General features: G+C 42.9%; 24 protein-coding genes. 8 read left to right on the top strand and 16 right to left on the bottom strand.

Annotation, left to right across the window (positions count from 1 at the left end; all coding sequences use genetic code 11):
• Positions 1 to 7: 7 nt before the first annotated feature.
• From chrA to chrS, 3 genes are read right to left on the bottom strand one after another with little or no spacing between them, the layout of a single operon-like run.
• Positions 8 to 544 carry a chromate resistance efflux protein ChrA gene (gene chrA, locus MHI44_RS08900; protein WP_029726023.1) on the bottom strand — a complete coding sequence of 179 codons (537 nt, stop codon included), beginning with the start codon at positions 542 to 544 and terminating at the stop codon, positions 8 to 10.
• Entirely contained in the window at positions 541 to 1,134 is a 594-nt protein-coding gene (chrB, locus tag MHI44_RS08895) for a chromate efflux transporter subunit ChrB (protein WP_003227843.1), read from the bottom strand. Before chrB ends, chrA begins: the two co-directional genes overlap by 4 nt.
• 13 nt (positions 1,135 to 1,147) lie before the next feature.
• Positions 1,148 to 1,624 carry a chromate efflux transcriptional regulator ChrS gene (gene chrS / locus MHI44_RS08890; protein ID WP_014478181.1) on the bottom strand — a complete coding sequence of 159 codons (477 nt, stop codon included), beginning with the start codon at positions 1,622 to 1,624 and terminating at the stop codon, positions 1,148 to 1,150.
• Positions 1,625 to 1,837: 213 nt separating this feature from the next.
• Between chrS and ggt the strand changes: the two genes are divergently transcribed.
• Entirely contained in the window at positions 1,838 to 3,415 is a 1,578-nt protein-coding gene (gene ggt / locus MHI44_RS08885; protein WP_339203533.1) for a gamma-glutamyltransferase, read from the top strand.
• A gap of 4 nt (positions 3,416 to 3,419) precedes the next feature.
• Here the strand turns inward: ggt and MHI44_RS08880 are convergent, their stop codons facing one another.
• The 3 genes from MHI44_RS08880 to cotG all read right to left on the bottom strand — a co-directional run bounded on the left by MHI44_RS08880 (position 3,420) and on the right by cotG (position 5,310).
• A complete protein-coding gene (locus tag MHI44_RS08880; protein ID WP_014481121.1) occupies positions 3,420 to 3,755 on the bottom strand; it encodes a DUF4181 domain-containing protein in 336 nt (111 codons plus the stop codon).
• A 176-nt stretch (positions 3,756 to 3,931) separates the two neighbouring features.
• Positions 3,932 to 4,549 (bottom strand): flavin reductase family protein, encoded by a 618-nt coding sequence (locus tag MHI44_RS08875; protein WP_003227852.1) that lies wholly within the window; start codon positions 4,547 to 4,549, stop codon positions 3,932 to 3,934.
• 173 nt (positions 4,550 to 4,722) lie between these two features.
• Positions 4,723 to 5,310 (bottom strand): spore coat protein CotG, encoded by a 588-nt coding sequence (gene cotG, locus MHI44_RS08870; RefSeq protein ID WP_010886627.1) that lies wholly within the window; start codon positions 5,308 to 5,310, stop codon positions 4,723 to 4,725.
• 140 nt (positions 5,311 to 5,450) lie between these two features.
• Here cotG and cotH point away from each other — a divergent pair, with 140 nt between their 5' ends.
• From cotH to MHI44_RS08855, 3 genes are all read left to right on the top strand, one after another.
• Positions 5,451 to 6,539 (top strand): spore coat protein CotH, encoded by a 1,089-nt coding sequence (gene cotH / locus MHI44_RS08865; protein WP_015251067.1) that lies wholly within the window; start codon positions 5,451 to 5,453, stop codon positions 6,537 to 6,539.
• 127 nt (positions 6,540 to 6,666) lie between these two features.
• Positions 6,667 to 7,809 (top strand): spore coat protein CotB, encoded by a 1,143-nt coding sequence (gene cotB, locus MHI44_RS08860; protein ID WP_339203345.1) that lies wholly within the window; start codon positions 6,667 to 6,669, stop codon positions 7,807 to 7,809.
• 59 nt (positions 7,810 to 7,868) lie between these two features.
• Positions 7,869 to 8,546 carry a DUF2642 domain-containing protein gene (locus MHI44_RS08855; RefSeq protein ID WP_003242695.1) on the top strand — a complete coding sequence of 226 codons (678 nt, stop codon included), beginning with the start codon at positions 7,869 to 7,871 and terminating at the stop codon, positions 8,544 to 8,546.
• A 56-nt stretch (positions 8,547 to 8,602) separates the two neighbouring features.
• On the opposite strand, the gene MHI44_RS08850 is transcribed toward MHI44_RS08855, so the two are convergent.
• The gene (locus tag MHI44_RS08850; protein ID WP_010886626.1) at positions 8,603 to 9,931 is read right to left on the bottom strand and encodes an arsenic transporter; all 1,329 of its coding nucleotides are present in this window, start codon (positions 9,929 to 9,931) and stop codon (positions 8,603 to 8,605) included.
• A 210-nt stretch (positions 9,932 to 10,141) separates the two neighbouring features.
• Positions 10,142 to 11,050, bottom strand: coding sequence for an acetoin biosynthesis transcriptional regulator AlsR (alsR, locus tag MHI44_RS08845; protein WP_003227859.1), 909 nt, complete (start codon positions 11,048 to 11,050; stop codon positions 10,142 to 10,144).
• 157 nt (positions 11,051 to 11,207) lie between these two features.
• Between alsR and alsS the strand changes: the two genes are divergently transcribed.
• The 3 genes from alsS to MHI44_RS08830 all read left to right on the top strand — a co-directional run bounded on the left by alsS (position 11,208) and on the right by MHI44_RS08830 (position 14,376).
• Entirely contained in the window at positions 11,208 to 12,920 is a 1,713-nt protein-coding gene (alsS, locus tag MHI44_RS08840; RefSeq protein ID WP_072173802.1) for an acetolactate synthase AlsS, read from the top strand.
• A 61-nt stretch (positions 12,921 to 12,981) separates the two neighbouring features.
• Complete coding sequence (gene budA / locus MHI44_RS08835) at positions 12,982 to 13,749, top strand: acetolactate decarboxylase (RefSeq protein WP_024572687.1); 768 nt, start codon at positions 12,982 to 12,984, stop codon at positions 13,747 to 13,749.
• A 99-nt stretch (positions 13,750 to 13,848) separates the two neighbouring features.
• Complete coding sequence (locus MHI44_RS08830; RefSeq protein ID WP_015251070.1) at positions 13,849 to 14,376, top strand: NAD(P)H-dependent oxidoreductase; 528 nt, start codon at positions 13,849 to 13,851, stop codon at positions 14,374 to 14,376.
• Between the two features lie 39 nt (positions 14,377 to 14,415).
• Here the strand turns inward: MHI44_RS08830 and MHI44_RS08825 are convergent, their stop codons facing one another.
• The 8 genes from MHI44_RS08825 to MHI44_RS08790 all read right to left on the bottom strand — a co-directional run bounded on the left by MHI44_RS08825 (position 14,416) and on the right by MHI44_RS08790 (position 21,138).
• Positions 14,416 to 14,712: a DUF3892 domain-containing protein gene (locus MHI44_RS08825; RefSeq protein WP_003227867.1), complete on the bottom strand. Its 297-nt coding sequence runs from the start codon at positions 14,710 to 14,712 to the stop codon at positions 14,416 to 14,418.
• 155 nt (positions 14,713 to 14,867) lie between these two features.
• Positions 14,868 to 15,404: an SH3 domain-containing protein gene (locus MHI44_RS08820; protein ID WP_021480756.1), complete on the bottom strand. Its 537-nt coding sequence runs from the start codon at positions 15,402 to 15,404 to the stop codon at positions 14,868 to 14,870.
• Between the two features lie 81 nt (positions 15,405 to 15,485).
• Positions 15,486 to 16,403, bottom strand: coding sequence for a ribose ABC transporter substrate-binding protein RbsB (gene rbsB, locus MHI44_RS08815; protein WP_015714825.1), 918 nt, complete (start codon positions 16,401 to 16,403; stop codon positions 15,486 to 15,488).
• 12 nt (positions 16,404 to 16,415) lie between these two features.
• Positions 16,416 to 17,384 (bottom strand): ribose ABC transporter permease RbsC, encoded by a 969-nt coding sequence (rbsC, locus tag MHI44_RS08810; protein ID WP_046381372.1) that lies wholly within the window; start codon positions 17,382 to 17,384, stop codon positions 16,416 to 16,418.
• Between the two features lies 1 nt (position 17,385).
• Positions 17,386 to 18,867 carry a ribose ABC transporter ATP-binding protein RbsA gene (rbsA, locus tag MHI44_RS08805; RefSeq protein WP_014478164.1) on the bottom strand — a complete coding sequence of 494 codons (1,482 nt, stop codon included), beginning with the start codon at positions 18,865 to 18,867 and terminating at the stop codon, positions 17,386 to 17,388.
• A gap of 15 nt (positions 18,868 to 18,882) precedes the next feature.
• Positions 18,883 to 19,278 carry a D-ribose pyranase gene (gene rbsD / locus MHI44_RS08800; protein WP_003227877.1) on the bottom strand — a complete coding sequence of 132 codons (396 nt, stop codon included), beginning with the start codon at positions 19,276 to 19,278 and terminating at the stop codon, positions 18,883 to 18,885.
• A complete protein-coding gene (gene rbsK / locus MHI44_RS08795; protein ID WP_031315363.1) occupies positions 19,275 to 20,156 on the bottom strand; it encodes a ribokinase in 882 nt (293 codons plus the stop codon). The genes rbsD and rbsK overlap by 4 nt, the downstream gene beginning before the upstream one ends.
• 1 nt (position 20,157) lies before the next feature.
• A complete protein-coding gene (locus MHI44_RS08790) occupies positions 20,158 to 21,138 on the bottom strand; it encodes a LacI family DNA-binding transcriptional regulator (RefSeq protein WP_032722637.1) in 981 nt (326 codons plus the stop codon).
• Positions 21,139 to 21,921: 783 nt separating this feature from the next.
• Between MHI44_RS08790 and pgsB the strand changes: the two genes are divergently transcribed.
• A complete protein-coding gene (pgsB, locus tag MHI44_RS08785; RefSeq protein ID WP_003227883.1) occupies positions 21,922 to 23,103 on the top strand; it encodes a poly-gamma-glutamate synthase PgsB in 1,182 nt (393 codons plus the stop codon).
• Positions 23,104 to 23,116: the final 13 nt, after the last annotated feature.

Genomic DNA, 23,116 nt, shown 5'->3' with positions numbered 1-23,116 from the left:
CTTTTTTCTATAAATGAGGGATCACAAGGCCCCCATATAAAAACGCCGCGATAATCAAAAATGCCGGATGCATTTTGAATTTTGTCATGGCAAGGAGCGAAATTCCCGCAATCACGATCGATTGGATCCAGCCGATCGCTTTGATGCCGTCTGCGCTGATTTGCCAGGTAAGAATGAGCATCATGACCGCGATGACAGGCTGGACGGACAGCGTCATGCCTTTGATGACAGGTGATTGGCGGAAGCGCTGGATGATGCGCAGCAGGACGATCAATGCGAGCGCCGACGGTACGACGGTTGCGATCAGGGCAATTAGGAAGCCGGGCCACCCGCCTGCGCTGTAGCCGACATACGCAGCGATTTTCGTGGCGATCGGGCCCGGCAATGCGTTCGCAAGTGCGAGCATATTTGAGAATTGATCGTTTGAGAGCCAGCTGTATCTGTTTACGACTTCTTCAAACATTAGCGGGATAGACGCAGGTCCGCCGCCATATCCCAGTAGGTTTGCGATAAAAAACGCCATAAATAAATAGATCGATATCATGAGGCTGACATTCCTTTATCTTTTGAATGTTTATTTGTGATTTTGTCTTTCAGTTTAAAATGAAACGCCCCGTACGCTAAGAAAATGATAATGACAAGGCCGGGATTAATTTGTAAAGTTTGCAGGCCGATAAAAGCGATGATAAAAAACAGGATGCCGGTGACCCAGCCGAAACCTTTTAGCGCTTTTTGGCCAAACTCGTACGCCATGATTCCGAGCATGACCGCAATTACCGGCGTGACGGCACCAATCATACCTGCAACAATTGCTGAATGGCTTAACACATTTACAGCCGCAAACAAGCCCACCATCGCAAGACATGTAGGCAGAATGTGGGCGAGGATCGCCACAATTGCACCTAATGTGCCTTTTAGCTTAAAGCCCAGATAAGCAGCCATTTTGGTGGCAATCGGTCCGGGAAGCGCATTAGCGATTGCTAATATTTCTCCGAATTCATCATCGTCAATCCATTTATATTTATTGACCGCTTCATGGCGGATCAGCGGAATCACGGAAGGTCCGCCGCCGAACCCTAATATGCCGGTGCGAACCATTGCGGCCGTCATATCCCGATAAGGATGGTTTTTCATTCGTTTCTCTCCTTTACAGCTTCATTCCCATACGGCTTTTGTATCGTTTGATCAGCATCTGGCAATCAACACTGACGACGCCTCGCAATGGATACAGCCGTTTTGTTAAGAATTCTTCCATTTCTTGATCGTTGGCAAAGATCCCATGCATATGCAGCTTGCTCGGGCCTGTCATGTGATAAAGGCTGGTGACCGCAGGCTCTTCCTCAAGCTTAAGAGCGACCTCTTCTAAAAATTGCGGTTCTACCTCGACATTGAAAAACACGGAAACATGGATGCCGATTTTAGCGGGATTGATGACAGCGGTGAATTTTTCAATAACACCGGCTTCAATTAATTGGTTGATACGGGCCTGAACGGCGACTCGTGACAAATCGACTCTTTTGCCAAGATCCGTATAAGAAATTCTGCCTTCTTCATGCAAAATCGTGAGAATTTGTTTATCAGTCTCATCAAGTACAAGGTTGGGGATTTGATATTCATGACTCAATTGCTCCACCTGCTTTCGTAGCCTTTTAGCAATCATTTTATCATAAAAGTTACGTATAGAAATAATAATTTTTCATTTGTTTTCGAAATGAATGCGAAAATATCTTATTATTTGCGAAAAGAAGAAAGTTCGTCAGTTTTTCTGCCGGATCAGTAGATGTGAAAAATCAGGCTCCCTATACTGAAGAAAATTTCTTAAAAAAGGGGACTTGTGATAAACAAATCTGTCATCGGTACAAAGCAAATGGTCGTCAGTCCGCATTATCTCGCTTCTCAAGCCGGAAACCGCATACTGGATAAGGGAGGCAACGCGTTTGACGCCGCTGTTGCGGTGAGTGCTTGTCTTGCGGTTGTGTACCCGCATATGACCGGACTTGGCGGGGATTCCTTTTGGCTGACCTTTCACCAGGAAACAAAGGCAGTAAAAGTCTACAATGGCAGCGGCCGTTCAGGAAAAAACGTAACGAGAGATGTATATAAGGGAAAAAGCGCGATTCCGCTGCGGGGAATTGACAGTGCTATTACCGTGCCGGGAATGGTTGATAGCTGGGATGCGGTCCTGAAGGAGTACGGGCGTCTGTCTCTTGCAGATGTATTGGAGCCCGCACGCGATTATGCCCAAAATGGGTTTCCTGTATCAGCTGATCAGTGTCGTCACACAGAAAAGAATATTGAACTGCTGGCTTCCACGCCTTACACGGCTGACATCTTCACGAGAAGGGGCAAAGCACCTGTCCCGGGAGAGCGGTTTGTGCAAAAAGAGCTTGCAGACAGTCTGAACTTGATTGCTGAAAAAGGAAGAAGCGCATTTTATGAAGGAGATCTCGCTCAGCGGATTGTCTCACATTTACAGAATAACGGCAGTTACATGACAATCGATGATTTTAAAGCGCATCGGGGTGAGTGGGCAGCGCCTGTATCAAGTGATTATCGAGGATACAGTGTGTATCAGGCGCCGCCGAATTCTCAGGGATTTACCGGTTTATTAACACTGAACATTTTGGAAAACTATGATTTCACCCAAATCGAACACAGTTCATTTGAGTATTATCATGTGCTTGTGGAGGCGCTGAAAAAGAGTTTTGTAGATCGGAATGCCTTTTTGACTGACCCTGCGTTTGCTGACATTCCGCTTGAAAGGCTTTTGGATAAAAATTATGCGAAACGATTGGCGGGAGAAATCGGCATTCTGGCAGAACCGGCAGAAAGCAGGCCGGTGGGAAGTGATACGGCATATGCGGCCGTAATTGATGCGGATGGCAACGCGGTGTCATTCATTCAAAGCCTGTACTTTGAATTTGGCTCGGCAGTCACTGCCGGTGATACAGGCATATTACTGCAAAACCGCGGATCGTTTTTCTCACTGGATGAAAATCATGTCAACACGCTTGAACCGAGAAAGCGCACCTTCCATACGTTGATGCCGGCTATGGTCTGTAAAGGCGGAAAGCCAAAAATTCTGTACGGCACACAAGGCGGCGAAGGCCAGCCGCAGACTCAGACGGCCATCATTACCCGAATGCTGGACTACGGAATGCATCCACAGCAGGCAATCAGCGAACCGCGCTGGGTATGGGGCAGAACGTGGGGAGAGGAATACGAAGGTCTCAGAGTCGAGGGCAGATTCACAGACAAAACAATCCAAAAACTGAAAGACAGCGGGCATCTCGTGGAGGTTGTCGGTGACTATGATCCGCTGATGGGACAAGCGGCTGCAATCAAAGTTGATGAAGAAGGCTTTCTCCAAGGCGGAGCCGATCCTCGGGGAGACGGAGCGGCTGTGGGGATTTAAATAACTATAGGGTACAAATATAAATCAAAAGCATAAACATAAGGGAGACCTCTACAATGTGGTACATATACTGTTTATCTTCAGGTCTATAATGCCACTCCATAAAAATTCGTATTGAGTCAATCACAATAAAAAATAAAAGAAGCAAATATTCAACTGGAAAAAAGGAGAGTGAAAACACAAACAAAATAAGTAAAGTGATTTCGATCCATTTGTGTGTATTGCTGACATGCTTATATCGCCAGCCTGATTTATCAATACCGTATTTTTTCTTTATAAAAAATTGAGAGGCGAGACTGATGGTAATAGCGATCAGCATTAAAATCCAAAAGTTTGTCATTCCAATTCCTCCTAATCTACCTTTATACGAAGAAAAAGGAAAAACGTTTCATAAAAGAACACCCCGAGCTTACTCTGGGTGTTCTTTTTTTGATATTTTTTCAGTTATTTACAGGCGATATTTTGTAATCATAAGGTCTTTTTGACTAGTTTCTTCTATTTAAATAGTCCTTCTCTTCAGCTGGGACGAATCAGTGTGAATTCTTCTCCCAGCTTGGCATAGTGATTTCCCGCCAATCGTGAGGCAGGCTTTAATTCATCCGTTAAAATATATCCCTTTTCTGCATCATACACCTTTTCATCTAGGTGGAAGCAGACAACTCTTCCGATGAGCAGATCTGCTGTAGTGATGCCTTGATCATTGTCAAAGGTAATATGCCGCTCTAATTTGCACTCAAAGCGAACGCGGGCTTCCTTAATGCCGGGAACTGAAACAGCTTTGCTTTCAACAGGATGAAGCGAGGTGCGTGTAAGCTCGCTTTCATCCGGCCTTAAGCTTGCAGCTGTTTCATTGATATCTTCAATGATGGCTTCATCACTGACATGAACGACAAATTCTCCGTTCTCCACTGCGTTTCGCGCTGTATCTTTTTGGCGTCCTTCCGTCCTGTTAACAGAAATACTGAGAAGCGGAGGATCTGAGCTGACGACGTTATAAAAACTGAAAGGCGCGGCATTGACCGCTCCTCCTGAAGAAAGTGTTGTCACAAATGCAATGGGGCGGGGAATAACGGTACCTGACAATAGCTTGTATGTGTCTTTGGCACTAAGCTGATCAGCTTGAAATATGTACATAGCAACAACCGCCTTTATCGTTAGGATACCTTGATTATAACGAAATGGTTTAAAGGAAACCAAATGATGCGGGTTGCATATGTTATGTCATGACATATATCTAATACAGGGCAAATAAAAAAATAGGCTTCCGTACCTCCGCCGGCAGCCTATTGAAACAATGAAAACTTAGATTATTTGTATTTCTTTTTGACTACCCAGCAATTGCCGTCTTTCCAGTATTCTTTTTTGCTGTCATAATCATCGTGTCTTTTGTAGTCGTCGCAGTGGTGGTGCGGTTTTTTGTAGTATTTCTTATGGGAACGATAAGATTTTTTGTGTGTGCGGCATGACTTTTTATAGCTGCGAGATTTTTTCTTGTGAGAACAGTATGACTTTTTGTAGCTGCGAGATTTTTTGTAAGAACGGCAAGATTTTTTATAGCTGCGAGATTTTTTGTAAGAACGGTAAGATTTTTTATAGCTGCGAGATTTTTTGTGAGAACGGTACGATTTTTTGTGGCTGCGAGATTTCTTGTGAGAGCAGTATGATTTTTTGTGGCTGCGAGATTTTTTGTGAGAACAGAATGATTTTTTGTGACTGCGAGATTTTTTGTGAGAGCAGTATGATTTTTTATGGCTGCGAGATTTTTTGTGAGTGCGGTGCGACTTTTTATGACTGCGTTTTTTTCCATGAGGCTCTTGGTATAAATAATCCTTTAAACCTTCTTTTTTTGCGGATTTCACCGCTTCTTCGATGTCAGAATGGGAATAGTGGCCCAATTTGAAATCCTCCTTTTAAAAATATGTTAAGGATGAAGATCCTTACTACCCTCATAGTACGCGCGGTTTTAAAAAGTGTATAAGTGTTCCGCTGAGATCTTATAAAAATAAAAGCCTAAAATTTGTAAGGAGGATTATGGATGAAGAATCAATCCAATTTACCGCTTTATCAGCTGTTTGTTCATCCAAAAGACTTGCGTGAATTAAAAAAGGATATATGGGACGATGATCCGGTGCCAGCTGTGATGAAGGTAAATCAAAAAAGGCTGGATATTGATATCGCTTATCGGGGATCACATATCAGAGACTTCAAAAAGAAGTCATACCATATTTCCTTTTATCAGCCGAAAACATTCCGCGGCGCGCGAGAGATTCACTTAAATGCGGAGTATAAAGACCCTTCCTTGATGAGAAACAAATTGTCTCTGGATTTTTTCTCGGAGCTAGGGACACTGTCTCCAAAGGCAGAGTTTGTGTTTGTAAAGATGAATGGGAAGAATGAAGGGGTTTATCTTGAACTTGAATCCGTAGATGAATATTATTTGGCGAAAAGGAAGCTGGCTGATGGCGCGATTTTTTATGCGGTGGATGATGATGCCAACTTTTCTCTGATGAGCGATTTAGAAAGGGAAACGAAAACATCGCTGGAGCTTGGATATGAAAAGAAAACAGGGACTGAGGAGGATGATTTTTATTTACAGGATATGATTTTTAAAATTAATACGGTCCCTAAAGCTCAGTTTAAGTCAGAAGTGACAAAACACGTGGATGTCGATAAGTATTTGCGCTGGCTTGCTGGTATTGTATTCACCTCGAACTATGACGGGTTTGTCCACAACTACGCATTATACAGAAGCGGGGAAACCGGATTATTTGAGGTGATTCCTTGGGATTATGATGCGACTTGGGGCAGGGATATCCATGGAGAGCGGATGGCTGCCGATTATGTAAGAATTCAAGGATTTAATACACTAACCGCCCGGATATTGGATGAATCCGAGTTTCGCAAGTCCTACAAGCGCCTGTTAGAAAAAACGCTCCAATCTCTTTTTACAATAGAATATATGGAACCGAAAATCATGGCGATGTATGAACGGATTAGGCCGTTTGTCCTCATGGACCCGTATAAAAAGAATGATATTGAGCGTTTTGACCGTGAGCCGGATGTGATCTGCGAGTATATTAAAAACCGTTCACAATACCTCAAAGATCATTTAAGTATTTTATGAATGCGTGAAAATGGGTATTCGCGGAAAAAGCGACAATTAGGCTATTGAATTAGTTCAACAAATAAATGTGACACGTATATATGCAGTATGTTTATCATCTATGTATAAGTGACTAGGAGGAATTTGAATGAGCAAGAGGAGAATGAAATATCATTCAAATAATGAAATATCGTATTATAACTTTTTGCACTCAATGAAAGATAAAATTGTTACTGTATATCGTGGAGGTCCGGAATCTAAAAAAGGAAAATTAACAGCTGTAAAATCAGATTATATAGCTTTACAAGCTGAAAAAAAAATAATTTATTATCAGTTGGAGCATGTGAAAAGTATTACTGAGGATACCAATAATAGCACCACAACAATTGAGACTGAGGAAATGCTCGATGCTGATGATTTTCATAGCTTAATCGGACATTTAATAAACCAATCAGTTCAATTTAACCAAGGGGGTCCGGAATCTAAAAAAGGAAGATTGGTCTGGCTGGGAGATGATTACGCTGCGTTAAACACAAATGAGGATGGGGTAGTGTATTTTAATATCCATCACATCAAAAGTATAAGTAAACACGAGCCTGATTTGAAAATAGAAGAGCAGACGCCAGTTGGAGTTTTGGAAGCTGATGATTTAAGCGAGGTTTTTAAGAGTCTGACTCATAAATGGGTTTCAATTAATCGTGGAGGTCCGGAAGCCATTGAGGGTATCCTTGTAGATAATGCCGACGGCCATTATACTATAGTGAAAAATCAAGAGGTGCTTCGCATCTATCCTTTTCACATAAAAAGCATCAGCTTAGGTCCAAAAGGGTCGTACAAAAAAGAGGATCAAAAAAATGAACAAAGCCAGGAAGACAATAATGATAAGGACAGCAATTCGTTCATTTCTTCAAAATCATATAGCTCATCAAAATCATCTAAACGATCACTAAAATCTTCAGATGATCAATCATCCAAATCTGGTCGTTCGTCACGTTCAAAAAGTTCTTCAAAATCATCTAAACGATCACTAAAATCTTCGGATTATCAATCATCCAAATCTGGCCGTTCGTCACGTTCAAAAAGTTCTTCAAAATCATCTAAACGATCATTAAAATCTTCAGATTATCAATCATCAAAATCATCTAAACGATCACCAAGATCATCAGATTATCAATCATCAAGATCACCAGGTTATTCAAGTTCAATAAAAAGTTCAGGAAAACAAAAGGAAGATTATAGCTATGAAACGATTGTCAGAACGATAGACTATCACTGGAAACGTAAATTTTAATAGATAATGGAGGAGCATCAGATAAAGTGATGCCCTTTTTCAGTTAAAGGAGGAGAATCGTGAAAGGTTTGAATCAATTCCTTAACACAGATGTTGAGGTTGTCATTTCAGGAGATACAAGGTTTGTCGGCACCCTCATAGATATCGGACAGGATATTTTTGTTATTTTTGATGGCTGCAATTATCTTTATATTCCCTTGTTGCATCTTCATCAAATAAACAAGGCGAAAATAGTGACCAGTACTGAGAAGCCATTTTTGATCAATCCGGAAGATCCAATGATAGAGGCAGAAACTCAAGCTTTTTCATATAGAAATACATTAAACAAGGTCAAAGGCCAGTTTATTGAAGTTTATGTAACTGGGGGTCGATCGATCCATGGATATGTTACAAATGTTTTAAACGATTATATTGTATTTTTCTCACCCGTATTTAAAATACTTTTTATATCTATGCATCATTTAAAATGGTTTACCCCTTATTCAACTGAACAAACACCGTATACTCTTGACAACTCACAATTGCCGGTCGTGCCTTCCAAAGTTCCTCTTGTGCGTAATTTTGAGGAGCAGATCAAAAAAAATATTGGTGAATTGGTCATATTTGATATGGGAGAGGTGCCAGAAAAAGTCGGACTATTAAAGGGTGTCTCTAATAATATCATTGAGCTTATTAACGCAAGTGGAGAGCCAGTCATTTGGAAGTTAAATCATCTAAAGACAATGCATCTTCCCTAGTGTATACAAAACTGCCCTCTTGAAAAGCAGAAGGCAGTTTTTCGTTTCATACTGTGCTAAAGAAATAACCAACTGATCCAAAAATATAAACATGTTAACGTAAAAAGAACAGTCAGCGGAATGATGATAATGGTCGTTTTTATATATTCGCCCCATGAAATACTTTCATCATGCTGTTTTAATATATGCATCCAAATAAGCGTTGCTAAGGTTCCCATAGGTAATAATAATGAACCGATATCACTGCCGATAATATTTGCCAAGTAGATGATTTTTGTTGTTGAAGGATTCAGGGTCATTTCAGTTAAGGTAAAAGTACTGATCATTAAAGCTGGATGGTTGTTAAAGAGATTAGAAAAAACTGAAGTAGAGATACCTGATGCGAAAGTTGCATGGGCGAGGCTTCCAGAAACCACAGGTTCAAAATAACTCACAAGTAACTCTGTGAATCCAATATTATGCAGACCATAAATTAAGACATACATAGTAAAAGCGAATATAAAAATGTGCCAAGGCGATTTATATAACAAGTCTCTTGGGGAGGTTTTGAAATAAATCCATCTCCAGCTCAACAGGATAAAAGATCCGATGACAGCGACTAGAGGAACAGAAATACCGGTATATGATGCTGCAAATAGACTCATTCTGACGAGAAAAACAAATGCAAGCACAAACAACATGATTTTTGTTTGATTTCGTTCTGGTAAAGGAGCTGATGGCGAATGAAGAGGATGGTACCTTCTATGCCGCAGAGACTGAAAATGGCCCGGTATATCTGGCAGGCTTTTGGGAAGACGTTTATAAAAGAACATAAACAGTAGACAAGTCATAAAAATGAGTCCCATCATACTAGGGACAAACATCATGGCGGTGTGAAGATATAGATCCATTCCAATGATTTTGAGAGAAATTAAATTAACAATATTACTTACGCCAATCGGTGCGCTAGAGGCTGTGGCTATTAAAACACCGCTTAATAAATATGGGGCTTTTTGATGTTTTTTTAAACCTAAATATTTTAGTACAAGCAAAAGGATTGGAGTTGTGATCAAAATGCTCCCATCATTATTCAGGAAAATGGTCATGAGAAAGCAGAGCAAATTGGTTAGCCAAAAAAGCTTGATGCCTGAACCCTTGGATTGTTGGAGCAGTTTTGCAGCCACCCAATAAAAGAAACCAAAGCTTTCTAGTGCAATGGCCATAATCATAGTGGCAAGGATTGTAACCGATGCACCCGTGACTTTTGTTCCGATTTCCCCTAAGTCTGCCAATGACACACTTCCGCACAATAAAACCATTAAAGCGCCAAATGTGGCGGGGATAGCTTCATTTAGTCCTTTTGGTCTCCAGAAAATAAAAATCATTGTTACGAAAAAAGCGAGCAATGTGAATATGCCGGTGAACTCAATAATTTACTTCACCTCTCTATCTTTCATTTTTAAAATCAAACTAATGTCCTGCGCTTACTGATGTCCTTGCCAACTATTTGTACTGTATGTATACGTATACTGATATAAAGTTGTACTAAGCGATTATATTAAATTAATAAAAATTCCATAAGAATCCCAAAAGAAAAAAGAGATTGCAAGTATCGTTCATGTACCTGCATCACTCTCTTTAGTTCTTGTCTGCTGACAATTTGAAATATGAATAAAATGCTTTATAAGCGGATTATGATTGTCTTTGCGGTAAGCGATAACCCATTCTGCATTAAGCTGTATTTGGTCCATTTTTCGATAAGTAACATCCAAATTAAATAATTTTTTGGCTGAGGAAGGAACAAATGTCATACCAATTCCGGCACTGACTAAACCAATCACCATTTGATATTCTGTGGCTTCCTGGACAATGTTGGGTCTGAAGCCCGCTTGTTCACAGAACTGAATAAAATCCATGTATAGAGTAGGCCATGCTTCTTTAGCAACAGTAATAATTGGTTCATCTCTTAAATCCTCAATCGTAATTGATTCCTTAGAAGTCAATGGGTGTTGCTTAGGCAAAGCTAAAACACAAGGGCTGCTTTGGGCGGTTTCGATATGTAAAGCTGTATGCTGTAAGGGAGGATGAAGTATACCAATATCAATGTTGCCCTTTAGTAGCTCCTCCTGCTGCCTAGACGAGGATATTTCACGCAGTTCTATTTTCACAGATGGGAATTTTTTACGATATTCCCGGACAATCGGCGGCAGAAATTCATATGTAGCTGATCCGACAAAACCGATTACGAGAAGGCCTTGCTCGCCGCGGGCCGTCCGCTGTGCCAGTTCAATTCCTTGTCCGATTTGCATCAATGCCATGCGGCAATGATTTAAAAAGATTTCTCCTGCTGCGGTAAGCTCGACAAATCGTTTTGTCCTTTTCAGAAGCGTAACTCCGACTTCTTCCTCCAGCTGTTTGATCTGCTGGCTGAGAGGAGGCTGCGTCATGTTCAGCCGCCGGGCAGCCTTTCCGAAATGAAGCTCTTCGGCTACTGCGATAAAGTATTGAAGATGGCGAAGCTCCATTCAATATGCATTCCTTTCCATAGGTTAATAATTCGTATTACATATTAATCATAAGGCGAATCGATATTGGAGGTCAATTTCCAAAGAGTGTATAGTGAAACTTATCACAAGATATTTAAAATTTTACGTTTAAAATGCATAATAAGGAGTGAGGGTGTTGACAAAAGCAACAAAAGAACAAAAATCCCTTGTGAAAAACAGAGGGGCGGAGCTTGTTGTTGATTGCTTAGTGGAGCAAGGTGTCACACATGTATTTGGCATTCCAGGTGCAAAAATTGATGCGGTATTTGACGCTTTACAAGATAAAGGACCTGAAATTATCGTTGCCCGGCACGAACAAAACGCAGCATTCATGGCCCAAGCAGTCGGCCGTTTAACTGGAAAACCGGGAGTCGTGTTAGTCACATCAGGACCGGGTGCCTCTAACTTGGCAACAGGCCTGCTGACAGCGAACACTGAAGGAGACCCTGTCGTTGCGCTTGCTGGAAACGTGATCCGTGCAGATCGTTTAAAACGGACACATCAATCTTTGGATAATGCGGCGCTATTCCAGCCGATTACAAAATACAGTGTAGAAGTTCAAGATGTAAAAAATATACCGGAAGCTGTTACAAATGCATTTAGGATAGCGTCAGCAGGGCAGGCTGGGGCCGCTTTTGTGAGCTTTCCGCAAGATGTTGTGAATGAAGTCACAAATACGAAAAACGTGCGTGCTGTTGCAGCGCCAAAACTCGGTCCTGCAGCAGATGATGCAATCAGTGCGGCCATAGCAAAAATCCAAACAGCAAAACTTCCTGTCGTTTTGGTCGGCATGAAAGGCGGAAGACCGGAAGCAATTAAAGCGGTTCGCAAGCTTTTGAAAAAGGTTCAGCTTCCATTTGTTGAAACATATCAAGCTGCCGGTACCCTTTCTAGAGATTTAGAGGATCAGTATTTTGGCCGTATCGGTTTGTTCCGCAACCAGCCTGGCGATTTACTGCTAGAGCAGGCAGATGTTGTTCTGACGATCGGCTATGACCCGATTGAATATGATCCGAAATTCTGGAATGTCAATGGAGACCGGACAATTATCCATTTAGACGAGATTATCGCTGACATTGATCATGCTTACCAGCCTGATCTTGAATTGATCGGTGACATTCCGTCCACGATCAATCATATCGAACACGATGCTGTGAAAGTGGAATTTGCAGAGCGTGAGCAGAAAATCCTTTCTGATTTAAAACAATATATGCATGAAGGTGAGCAGGTGCCTGCAGATTGGAAATCAGACAGAGCGCACCCTCTTGAAATCGTTAAAGAGTTGCGTAATGTAGTCGATGATCATGTTACAGTAACTTGTGATATCGGTTCGCACGCCATTTGGATGTCACGTTATTTCCGCAGCTACGAGCCGTTAACATTAATGATCAGTAACGGTATGCAAACACTCGGCGTTGCGCTTCCTTGGGCAATCGGCGCTTCATTGGTGAAACCGGGAGAAAAAGTGGTTTCTGTCTCTGGTGACGGCGGTTTCTTATTCTCAGCAATGGAATTAGAGACAGCAGTTCGACTAAAAGCACCAATTGTACACATTGTATGGAACGACAGCACATATGACATGGTTGCATTCCAGCAATTGAAAAAATATAACCGTACATCTGCGGTCGATTTCGGAAATATCGATATCGTGAAATATGCGGAAAGCTTCGGAGCAACTGGCTTGCGCGTGGAATCACCAGACCAGCTGGCAGATGTTCTGCGTCAAGGCATGAACGCTGAAGGTCCTGTCATCATCGATGTCCCGGTTGACTACAGTGATAACATTAATTTAGCAAGTGACAAGCTTCCGAAAGAATTCGGGGAACTCATGAAAACGAAAGCTCTCTAGCACTCTGCGCATCACGACACTGTTTTATGAACAGCACTAAATAAAAGGAGTGAAGGGAAATATGAAACGAGAAAGCAACATTCAAGTGCTCAGCCGCGGTCAAAAAGATCAGCCTGTGAGCCAGATTTATCAAGTATCAACAATGACTTCTCTATTAGACGGAGTATATGACGGAGATTTTGAACTGTCAGAGATTCCGAAATATGGAGACTTCGGTATCGGAACCTTTAACAAGCTTGACGGAGAGCTGATTGGGTTTGACGGCGAATTTTACCGTCTTCGCTCAGACGGAACTGCGACACCGGTCCAAAAAGGAGACCGTTCACCGTTCTGTTCATTTACGTTCTTTACACCGGACATGACGCACAAAATTGATGCGAAAATGACACGCGAAGACTTTGAAAAAGAGATCAACAGCATGCTGCCAAGCAGAAACTTATTTTATGCAATTCGTATTGACGGATTGTTTAAAAAGGTGCAGACAAGAACGGTAGAACTTCAAGAAAAACCTTACGTGCCAATGGTTGAAGCGGTCAAAACACAGCCGATTTTCAACTTCGACAACGTGAGAGGAACAATCGTAGGTTTCTTGACACCAGCTTATGCAAACGGAATCGCCGTTTCTGGCTATCACCTGCACTTCATTGACGAAGGACGCAATTCAGGCGGACACGTTTTTGACTATGTGCTTGAGGATTGCACGGTTACGATTTCTCAAAAAATGAACATGAATCTCAGACTTCCGAACACAGCGGATTTCTTTAATGCGAATCTGGATAACCCTGATTTTGCGAAAGATATCGAAACAACTGAAGGAAGCCCTGAATAAAAGAAAAAAAGAAAGCCCCTTTTAGCAGGGCTTTCTTTTTATTTGGCTCTTTTCCTGATTTTAGATAAAATAACATCAAAACAGTAAAGGTGTGGTCTGATGAAAATATTGGTTTTGGCAGTGCATCCTCATATGGAGACCTCAGTTGTTAATAAGGCGTGGGCTGAGGAATTGAGTAAACATGACAATATCACAGTACGGGATCTTTATAAGGAATACCCGGATGAAGCGATAGATGTTGCGAAGGAACAGCAGCTGTGCGAGGAATACGATCGGATTGTCTTTCAATTCCCGCTATATTGGTACAGCTCTCCGCCGCTCTTGAAAAAATGGCAGGATCTTGTGCTGACTTATGGCTGGGCTTTTGGTTCAGAAGGAAATGCCTTGCATGGCAAGGAGCTGATGCTGGCTGTATCAACAGGGAGCGAAGCGGAAAAATATCAAGCGGGCGGAGCAAATCATTACTCGATTAGTGAGCTATTGAAACCATTTCAGGCCACGAGTAATCTGATCGGCATGAAGTATCTGCCTCCATATGTGTTCTATGGCGTGAATTATGCAGCTGCAGGGGATATTTCTCACAGTGCAAAACGGTTAGCCGAATACATCCAGCAGCCTTTTGTTTAAAATACAGCCCTGTCGAACATACGGCAGGGCTGTATTTGTTTAAAAATCCGGCAGCTCAGACAGGTTATTTTCCTTGATGCCGTCCGGTTCACTTCGCAAAATGTCACGCCCGTATTTATGGAAGACATCAACATGAGCGAGTTTTCCTGATTTTGCTTCTGACAGCGCAGTAGGGTAGTCGAGCTCTCTTCCTGTATTGGTTTTCACTGCGATAATATTGTCTTCCTCATTTCTTCTAACCGCAATAATTTCTTCTTTTCCAGATGGAACATTTTCTTGATCGACAGTTGTTTGCCGGGCTTTATACGATTCATATGCTGCTTCAAATTGATCCATATTTACACCTCCGCTTTTTAGCGTGAACAAAAATGTCGATGATCATGTAAGGTTTCGACACAGCATACGACAATATTTCCTGAGAAATATCTTGGGAATGTGACAAATCAATTCATAATAAAAGGGATTCCGCATAAATGCGGAATCCCTCTCAGTTATTTTGTCATGTGTAAATCCTTTGTTTTCATATAACCTGTCGCACCGCCGTAATCAACGAATACCCAATCAAAATCAAAACCGCCTTTATTCGTTTTACTCCAGCCTAAAAAAGAAACGCTTGTGTCTGCTGGAAGAGTCTTAATGCTCTTTCCATCAGCGGAAGTATATACTTTTGTTTTTGTTTTGGTTTTTACCGTTGTCGCTGCTTTTACAATGTAATGAGTGGAGACAAATCCTATTTTTCCGTTTTTATACTGAACCTTTGCCCAGTCAGCATTTGAGAAGGAAATCAGCTTTAGGCTATCTCCTAGGTGCAGCGTATCGGCTTTCTGGCTTGATGCGGAAGGCTTCGTTCTGACATTTAGAGCCTCTGCTGATACCAAATAAGAATCAATCGGATAACTGTATAAATCATCAATGCTTACCGTTGTTTCTGGCTGTTGGGCATGGATCGTTCCAGCGCCGCCAGCAGCCGCCGCAGTCATTCCAGCCGCAAGTGCTAATGTTGAAAATAGTTTTGTTGGTTTGTTCATGCCGTTCCTCTCCTCACGTAAGAGAAATAATTCGTTCTATATCTCTATTCACGTTATCGCAGGTTCCTAAACATCAGACAATTATTTTTGTGTTTCTAGTTTGAGAGGCGCGGATATTGTTTTTTGCACTTTTTTTCCGTGCAAAATATCATCTGCTGCTTCTGTAGCCAATTTACCGATTAATTCAGGCTGCTGAGCGACGGTGGCTGACAGCTTTCCGTCTTTAATGGAAGCGAGCGCATCTTTATTGCCGTCAAAACCGATCACCAATATGTCTTTCCCCGAGCTGTTAATTGCCTCGAGAGCACCGAGCGCCATTTCATCGTTGTGAGCAAAAACAGCTTGGATATCAGGATGTCCCTGCAGCAGGTTTTCCATGACAGTCAGGCCTTTCGTGCGGTCAAAGTCAGCTGATTGTTTTGTGACAACATGGAGCTTTTGGTCTGCGATGTTATGGAATCCTGAGCCGCGTTCCCGTGTGGCAGATGCGCCAGGGACGCCTTCAAGCTCTGCCACCTTTGCTCCTTTTCCAAGTTTGTCGGCAATAAACGCCGCGGCCATTTCACCGCCTTTTACATTATCGGAAGCAACGAGGGTTTCAACTTTTCCTTGTTCGGCAGATCGATCGATTGTTACGACGGGCACACCGACTGCGTTTGCAGATTCTACTGCCGTTGAGATCGCCGAAGAATCAGTCGGGTTGATTAATAATGCATCAACACCTTGCTGAATTAAATCTTCCACGTCACTCGTCTGTTTCGATGAATCATTTTGTGCATCAACAATGATTACTTTCATTCCCCGTTTTTTAGCTTCTTTTTCGATACCCTTTTTTAATGAGACAAAAAAAGGATTATTAAGCGTTGAGACGGACAAGCCAATGGTGAATTCCTTTTTGTTCCCCGAGTTTGACGGCTTTGCCCATTGGGGAGGCTCAAGCGAACAGGCGGTTAACAAAAATAATGATAACGTTAAAATGACGGATACAGCCTTTTTCATGTGAAAACCCTCCTAAGCTGACTTCTTGCGGTCTAACAATACCGCAATTAAGATAACAATCCCTTTGACAACCAGCTGATAAAATGATGAGACGCCAAGCAGATTAAGTCCGTTATTAAGTGTGCCGATGATCAGCACCCCGATTAACGTGCCGACAATGCGTCCTCGGCCGCCAGAAAGACTTGTTCCTCCTAAGACGACTGCCGCGATAGCATCAAGTTCGTACGATTCCCCCGCAGTCGGCTGGGCCGAATGCAGGCGGGAAGTCAATATGGCACCTGCAAGAGCGGATAAAAGCCCGGCTAAAGAATAGATCATCACTTTCACGCGCGTCACTTTGATGCCTGAAATGAGCGCGGCTTTTTCGTTGCCGCCGATAGCGTACGTTCGGCGTCCGAATGGTGTTTTATGAAGAAGCACCCAAAGGATGACAAAGGCAAGAACCATCGTAATTGCCGGTACAGGAATGCCTAAAAAGTAACCGCGTCCGAACATCTGAAAAGCGTAGTTTGTGCCAAGTCCGGTAATCGGATTTCCATCTGTATACACTAGCGTCAGTCCGCGAAACACAGTCATGGTCGCAAGCGTGGCGATAAAGGGCGCCATTTTTCCTTTAGTAATCAATAATCCGTTGATCATGCCTAGTACGGCACCAATGATACAGCCAAGGATGATCGCGAGAACCGGATCGACACCGGACACAATCACCCCCGCAACTAAAGCACTGGACAGGGCAAGAATAGCGCCAACAGAAAGATCAATGCCGCCTGTCAAAATGACAAAGGTCATCCCGAACGCGATTAATCCGTTAATGGCGACCTGGCGAAGCAGGTTTAAAATATTCAGCGGTTCAAGAAAGCTTGGATTTAAAATAGATACAATGATAACGAGAATAAATAAACCAAGAAACGGGCCGAGTTTTTGCATGACTCCGTCGAAGTGAATCCGTTTTTGTTCTGTTTGCAGTTGTTCCGTTTTCATATTACCGCCCTCCCGTGGCAAGTGTCATAATTCGTTCTTGTGTTGCTTCTCGCGCATGGATCTCTCCGCTGATTCTGCCTTCATGGACAACGATAATCCGATCGCTCATTCCCAGAATTTCAGGAAGCTCTGATGACACCATGATGATAGCGACGCCGCGTTCGGTCAGCTCATTCATCAGCGTATAAATCTCTCGTTTGGCGCCAACATCCACACCTCTGGTTGGCTCATCCAAGATAAGCACTTTCGGTCCGATGCCGATCCACTTGGCTATCACCACTTTTTGCTGGTTTCCTCCTGATAAATGGCGTGCGTGCGTTTCCGGTGATGCTGTTTTGATAGTGAGGCGTTTGATTAACAGATCGACAAATTCAGCCTCCCGCTTATGATCAATGAGACCCTTTGGTGAGAAGCTGGACAGATTGGGCAGGGCAATATTTTCGCGGATCGAGGTGTCGAGCAGGAGCCCTTCATCCTTGCGATTCTCTGTAATAAAGCCGAGACCTTTTTTCACGGCTTCCTGCGGGTTCTTAATAGCCGTTTTTTTCCCAGCGATCCATATCTCACCCGTGTCCAGCCTGTCAACGCCGAACAGCGCTCTCATCATTTCTGTCCGGCCGGCTCCCATCAATCCTGAAACACCGACGATTTCACCGGAACGAACATAAAAGCTGACGTCCTCAAAACTCCCTTTTACGGAAGCATTTTTCACCTCGAATACTTTGTCACCGAGAGAAGGAGTGCGTTTTGGATATCGTTCAGTCAGCTCCCGGCCGACCATTTTTTTGACGACTTCATCAAAATCAGTTTCTGAGATGTTTGTTGTATCTACCGTTTTTCCGTCACGCATGATGGTAATTCTGTCGCAAATCGCAAAAATTTCTTCCATGCGATGCGAAATATAGACAATGGAGACGCCGTTCTTTTTTAACGCTGTAATGACCTCGAAGAGCTTGCTGATTTCACGTTCAGTCAACGCTGCGGTCGGTTCATCCATAATGATGACCTCGGCATTTGTCATAAGCGCTTTTGCGATTTCGATCATTTGCTGCTGTCCGACGGAACATTCGCCGGCTTCTTGATCAAGAGAAAGAGAGACGGAGAGTTTGTCAAATTGCTCTTTTGCTAGCGCTTTCATTTTTCTTGTTTGTAAGACGCCCAGCTTGGAGGATATCTCTTTACCGATAAATAGATTCTCAAGAACGGTCATTTCCGGCCAGATATTCAATTCCTGATGGATAAAGGCTATTCCATGCTGTTCCGCTTCTTTTGGATTGGAAAAATACGTTTCGTTTCCGTTTATGCTGATTTGACCTTTATCTGCTTTGTGCAGGCCTGTCAAAATGTTCATAAGCGTGGACTTGCCGGCGCCGTTTTCTCCCATTAATGCGTGAACCTCGCCAGGCATGAGCTGAAAGGAAACACCTGACAGCACCTGGTTTTTTCCAAATGCTTTATGAATGTCTTTCATTTCAATCTGCATGTTTCATCCTCCTTTCTAGAAAAGCACACCCGCCTGCAGAATGCAGTTGGCATATGGTGTGAATTCTCCTGTTCTTATGACTGCCTTTGCTTCTTTTGTCAGCAGCTTAAACTCCTCGTGAGAAAGGTATTCAATCTCTTGTTCAGAGAAAAGATTTTCTAGAAATTTCGCATTCTCCTGATTGGATGCTTTTATTTCAGCTGCAGCAATGACTTTTTCGATGACCATCTCGTCAGCGAGCACTGCCGCTGTATCTTGGAAAGCCGGAAGGCCCGGCTTCAGTGAAAGATCAATTTTCAAAACGCCGTCAGGAACCGGCAGTCCGGCATCCGCGATGACAATTTTATCAGTGTGGCCAAGGTCGGCTAAAATCTTGGCAAGATGGCTGTTCAGTATACCGTGTTTTTTCATGACAGCAGCTCCTCTACTTTATTTCTTGTCGGCATTCCGCCTTGGGCACCGAAGGAGCAGACAGAAAGGGAAGCGGCACGATTGGCAAACCGCAATGCGGCTTCAATGTCTTTTCCCTCAGCCAGGGCCACGGCAAATGCTGCGTTAAACGTATCACCGGCTCCGGTTGTATCAACGGGCTCTACAGGGAAGGACGGGATGAGCACCTCTTTGCTGCCAGCCGAATAGCGGACGCCTTGTTTTCCTTCCGTAATAAAGAGCTTTGCCGGATAAAGCGCCAGAGCTTCAGAAATGGTAAGCTCAGGGAATAAAATCGAAGCCTCGTGTTCATTCGGTGTCAGATAGGTAGCGTGATCAATTGTTTCCTGCTTGAGCGGGCGGGCCGGTGCCGGGTTTAGCATGATCGGGATATCGTGAGAATGGCAGTATTTGCACACCTCATCAACCGTTTCTTCTGGGATTTCCTGCTGAATCAGCACCATATCGACCTTTTCAATCTGTTCGAGCGCGTTTAATGCATACGCTGGGGTGATGTCATCGTTCGCGCCTTTGACAACGACAATGCTGTTGTCGCCTTCAGCAAGCACAATATGAGCGGTTCCGCTTTCCGTATGTGTAACCGGTTCCATATAGTCAGTGCAAACGCCGTTAGCTTTGAGATTATTCAAAATAGCTGTTCCATAATGATCGTCTCCGACCTTGCCGACCATAAACACTTGCGCCCCAAGTCTGGCTGCGGCAACGGCCTGATTTGCTCCTTTGCCGCCCGGCACAGTCTGAAATGACGTGCCAAGAACCGTTTCACCGGCTTTTGGGCGTTTGTCCGAGGTGACCACTAAATCCATAGAACAGCTACCAATCACACAAATATTACGCATCTTAATCTTCCTTTCTTGTCGTCTTTCTTCCTATATAGGTGACAGGCATTTGAATTGCCGTTTCTGCCAGCGGCTGTTTTTTGATGATACCCAAAAGCAGTTTGGCAGCTTCTTTCCCCATATCATATGCGGGCTGTTTAATTGTAGAAAGTGGCGGGAACAGAAGTCCGCTTTGCGGAATGTCATCATAGCCGATAATTTGAATGTCCTCCGGCACGTTTTTTCCGCGCCGCAATGCTTCATGTAAAACGGCAGCGGCTTGAATATCATTACTCGCGATCACACCATCTGTCGCTGGATAAGCGGCAAACAGCTCCTTCGCCATTGATTGTGCATCTTTAATTGAAAATGAAGCCGTCTCAATGACCTGAAAATCAACTTCAGCCTGCTTTAAGATTTCCAAAGCGCCGTTAAAGCGGTCTTGAGCGGTCGGCAGGTGAGCGGGTCCTCTCAAGAGCGTAATGCGCTGGCTTTTTCCGTGAATGATAGCCTGGGCGGCTAACTTTCCTCCTGTATAGCCGTCACTGGACACAGAAGGAGCCCCTTCAAGTGTTCTGTCCAGAAAAACAACTGGATAATTCATGCCGCTGTATTCCTCGAGATCCGGGTAATTCGTTGCGGCAATAATGCCTGCGACATGATTTTGCTTAAAGGTTTGAAGGTATTCAAGTTCTTTTTTCAATTCCTCGTCACTGTTGCCGAAAATAAGGCGATAGCCTTCCCGGTTCAATTCATCCTCCGCACCGCGGGCAAGCTGAGGGAAGAAAGGGTTTGTGATATCCGGGAGCAAAAGTCCGATCAGTCGGGATTCTCTTTTATATAGAGATCTGGCGACTTCATTCGGGTAATAGTTCAGCTTCGCCATCGCCGCTATGACACGCGTTCGCGTTTCTTCGTGTACATAGCCATTATCATTCAGGACGCGGGAAACCGTCGCAACTGAAACGCCCGCCGCTCCGGCGACATCTTTAATTGTAGCCAAAACAGCTCCTCCTTGTTTATGTAACCGTTTACATAGATAGATTATCATGAACAATCCGAAGTTAGCAATAAAAATATCAAAAGAAATCTACTTGTAAATTGTATATATAATTGAAAAATTTAAGGTTTTCACTCTTTTTTTGACAAAGTCTTCACAAATATGGATGAAGATTTCTTGAACAAATATTAAGTTTTATTAAAATTGTTTCAAAGTCATGCGTTTAGACCTGTAAATGGTGAGAAACAGAAAAGACTATCATCCCAGAAAATGTTTAATTATGTTAGAGAATTCGGACTCGTATGTTTAGCGTTTTCATCTCGAACCTCCTTAGTCATTTTGGAATGGGCCTCATATTGCTTATTCCATGCAGAAAGGATGACATTATGACCTTGTCCTTAAGAAACAGGATAAAACTATTTTGTGTTCATAAGAACCGGAAACACGCATGATCGCAGGAGATGCTTGATAACACAGGCTGAAAAAAAGATTGATTTGAAATGCATATTAAACACAAACAGCAAGGTGTGACTATACGTCCAGAAGGATATCAGGGGAGAAATGAAAGCGCATTCTCTTCGATTTTTTAAAAAAGTGATAAGGTATAAGTCCTGCTGTTTTCCAAAAATAGAAAACAGTTTGTAGGTATAAAATCTCTTTCAAAAGAGAAGTTTGGCTTAGTCGATTAGGGAAGATTATGTTACATAATGCCGATTGAGAATTCATAGTGATTCTATATACTGATGAATGAATTTACAACAATATAGAAGGAGATGTCGAAAAGCAATGTGGTTACTCATTATAGCCTGTGCTGTCATACTGGTCATCGGAATATTAGAAAAACGACGACATCAGAAAAACATTGATGCCCTCCCTGTTCGGGTGAATATTAACGGCATCCGCGGAAAATCGACTGTGACAAGGCTGACAACCGGAATATTAATAGAAGCCGGTTACAAGACTGTTGGAAAAACAACAGGAACAGATGCAAGAATGATTTACTGGGACACACCGGAGGAAAAGCCGATTAAACGGAAACCTCAGGGGCCGAATATCGGAGAGCAAAAAGAAGTCATGAGAGAAACAGTAGAAAGAGGGGCTAACGCGATTGTCAGTGAATGCATGGCTGTTAACCCAGATTATCAAATCATCTTTCAGGAAGAACTTCTGCAGGCCAATATCGGCGTCATTGTGAATGTTTTAGAAGACCATATGGATGTCATGGGGCCGACGCTTGATGAAATTGCAGAAGCGTTTACCGCTACAATTCCTTATAATGGCCATCTTGTCATTACAGATAGTGAATATACCGAGTTCTTTAAACAAAAAGCAAAAGAACGAAACACAAAAGTCATCATTGCTGATAACTCAAAAATTACAGATGAGTATTTACGTAAATTTGAATACATGGTATTCCCTGATAACGCTTCTCTGGCGCTGGGTGTGGCTCAAGCACTCGGCATTGACGAAGAAACAGCATTTAAGGGAATGCTGAATGCGCCGCCAGATCCGGGAGCAATGAGAATTCTTCCGCTGATCAGTCCGAGCGAGCCTGGGCACTTTGTTAATGGGTTTGCCGCAAACGACGCTTCTTCTACTTTGAATATATGGAAACGTGTAAAAGAAATCGGTTACCCGACCGATGATCCGATCATCATCATGAACTGCCGCGCAGACCGTGTCGATCGGACACAGCAATTCGCAAATGACGTATTGCCTTATATTGAAGCAAGTGAACTGATCTTAATCGGTGAAACAACAGAACCGATCGTAAAAGCCTACGAAGAAGGCAAAATTCCTGCAGACAAACTGCATGATCTAGAGTATAAGTCAACAGATGAAATTATGGAATTGTTAAAGAAAAGAATGCACAACCGTGTCATATATGGCGTCGGCAATATTCATGGTGCCGCAGAGCCTTTAATTGAAAAAATCCACGAATACAAGGTTAAGCAGCTCGTAAGCTAGGGGGAAATGCAAA

The sequence above is a fragment of the Bacillus sp. FSL K6-1366 genome (assembly GCF_037976695.1).
In the GTDB taxonomy this organism is placed as follows: domain Bacteria; phylum Bacillota; class Bacilli; order Bacillales; family Bacillaceae; genus Bacillus; species Bacillus subtilis.
Note: the sequence above shows the minus strand (reverse complement) of the source record. Positions and strands in the feature narration are given on the sequence as shown.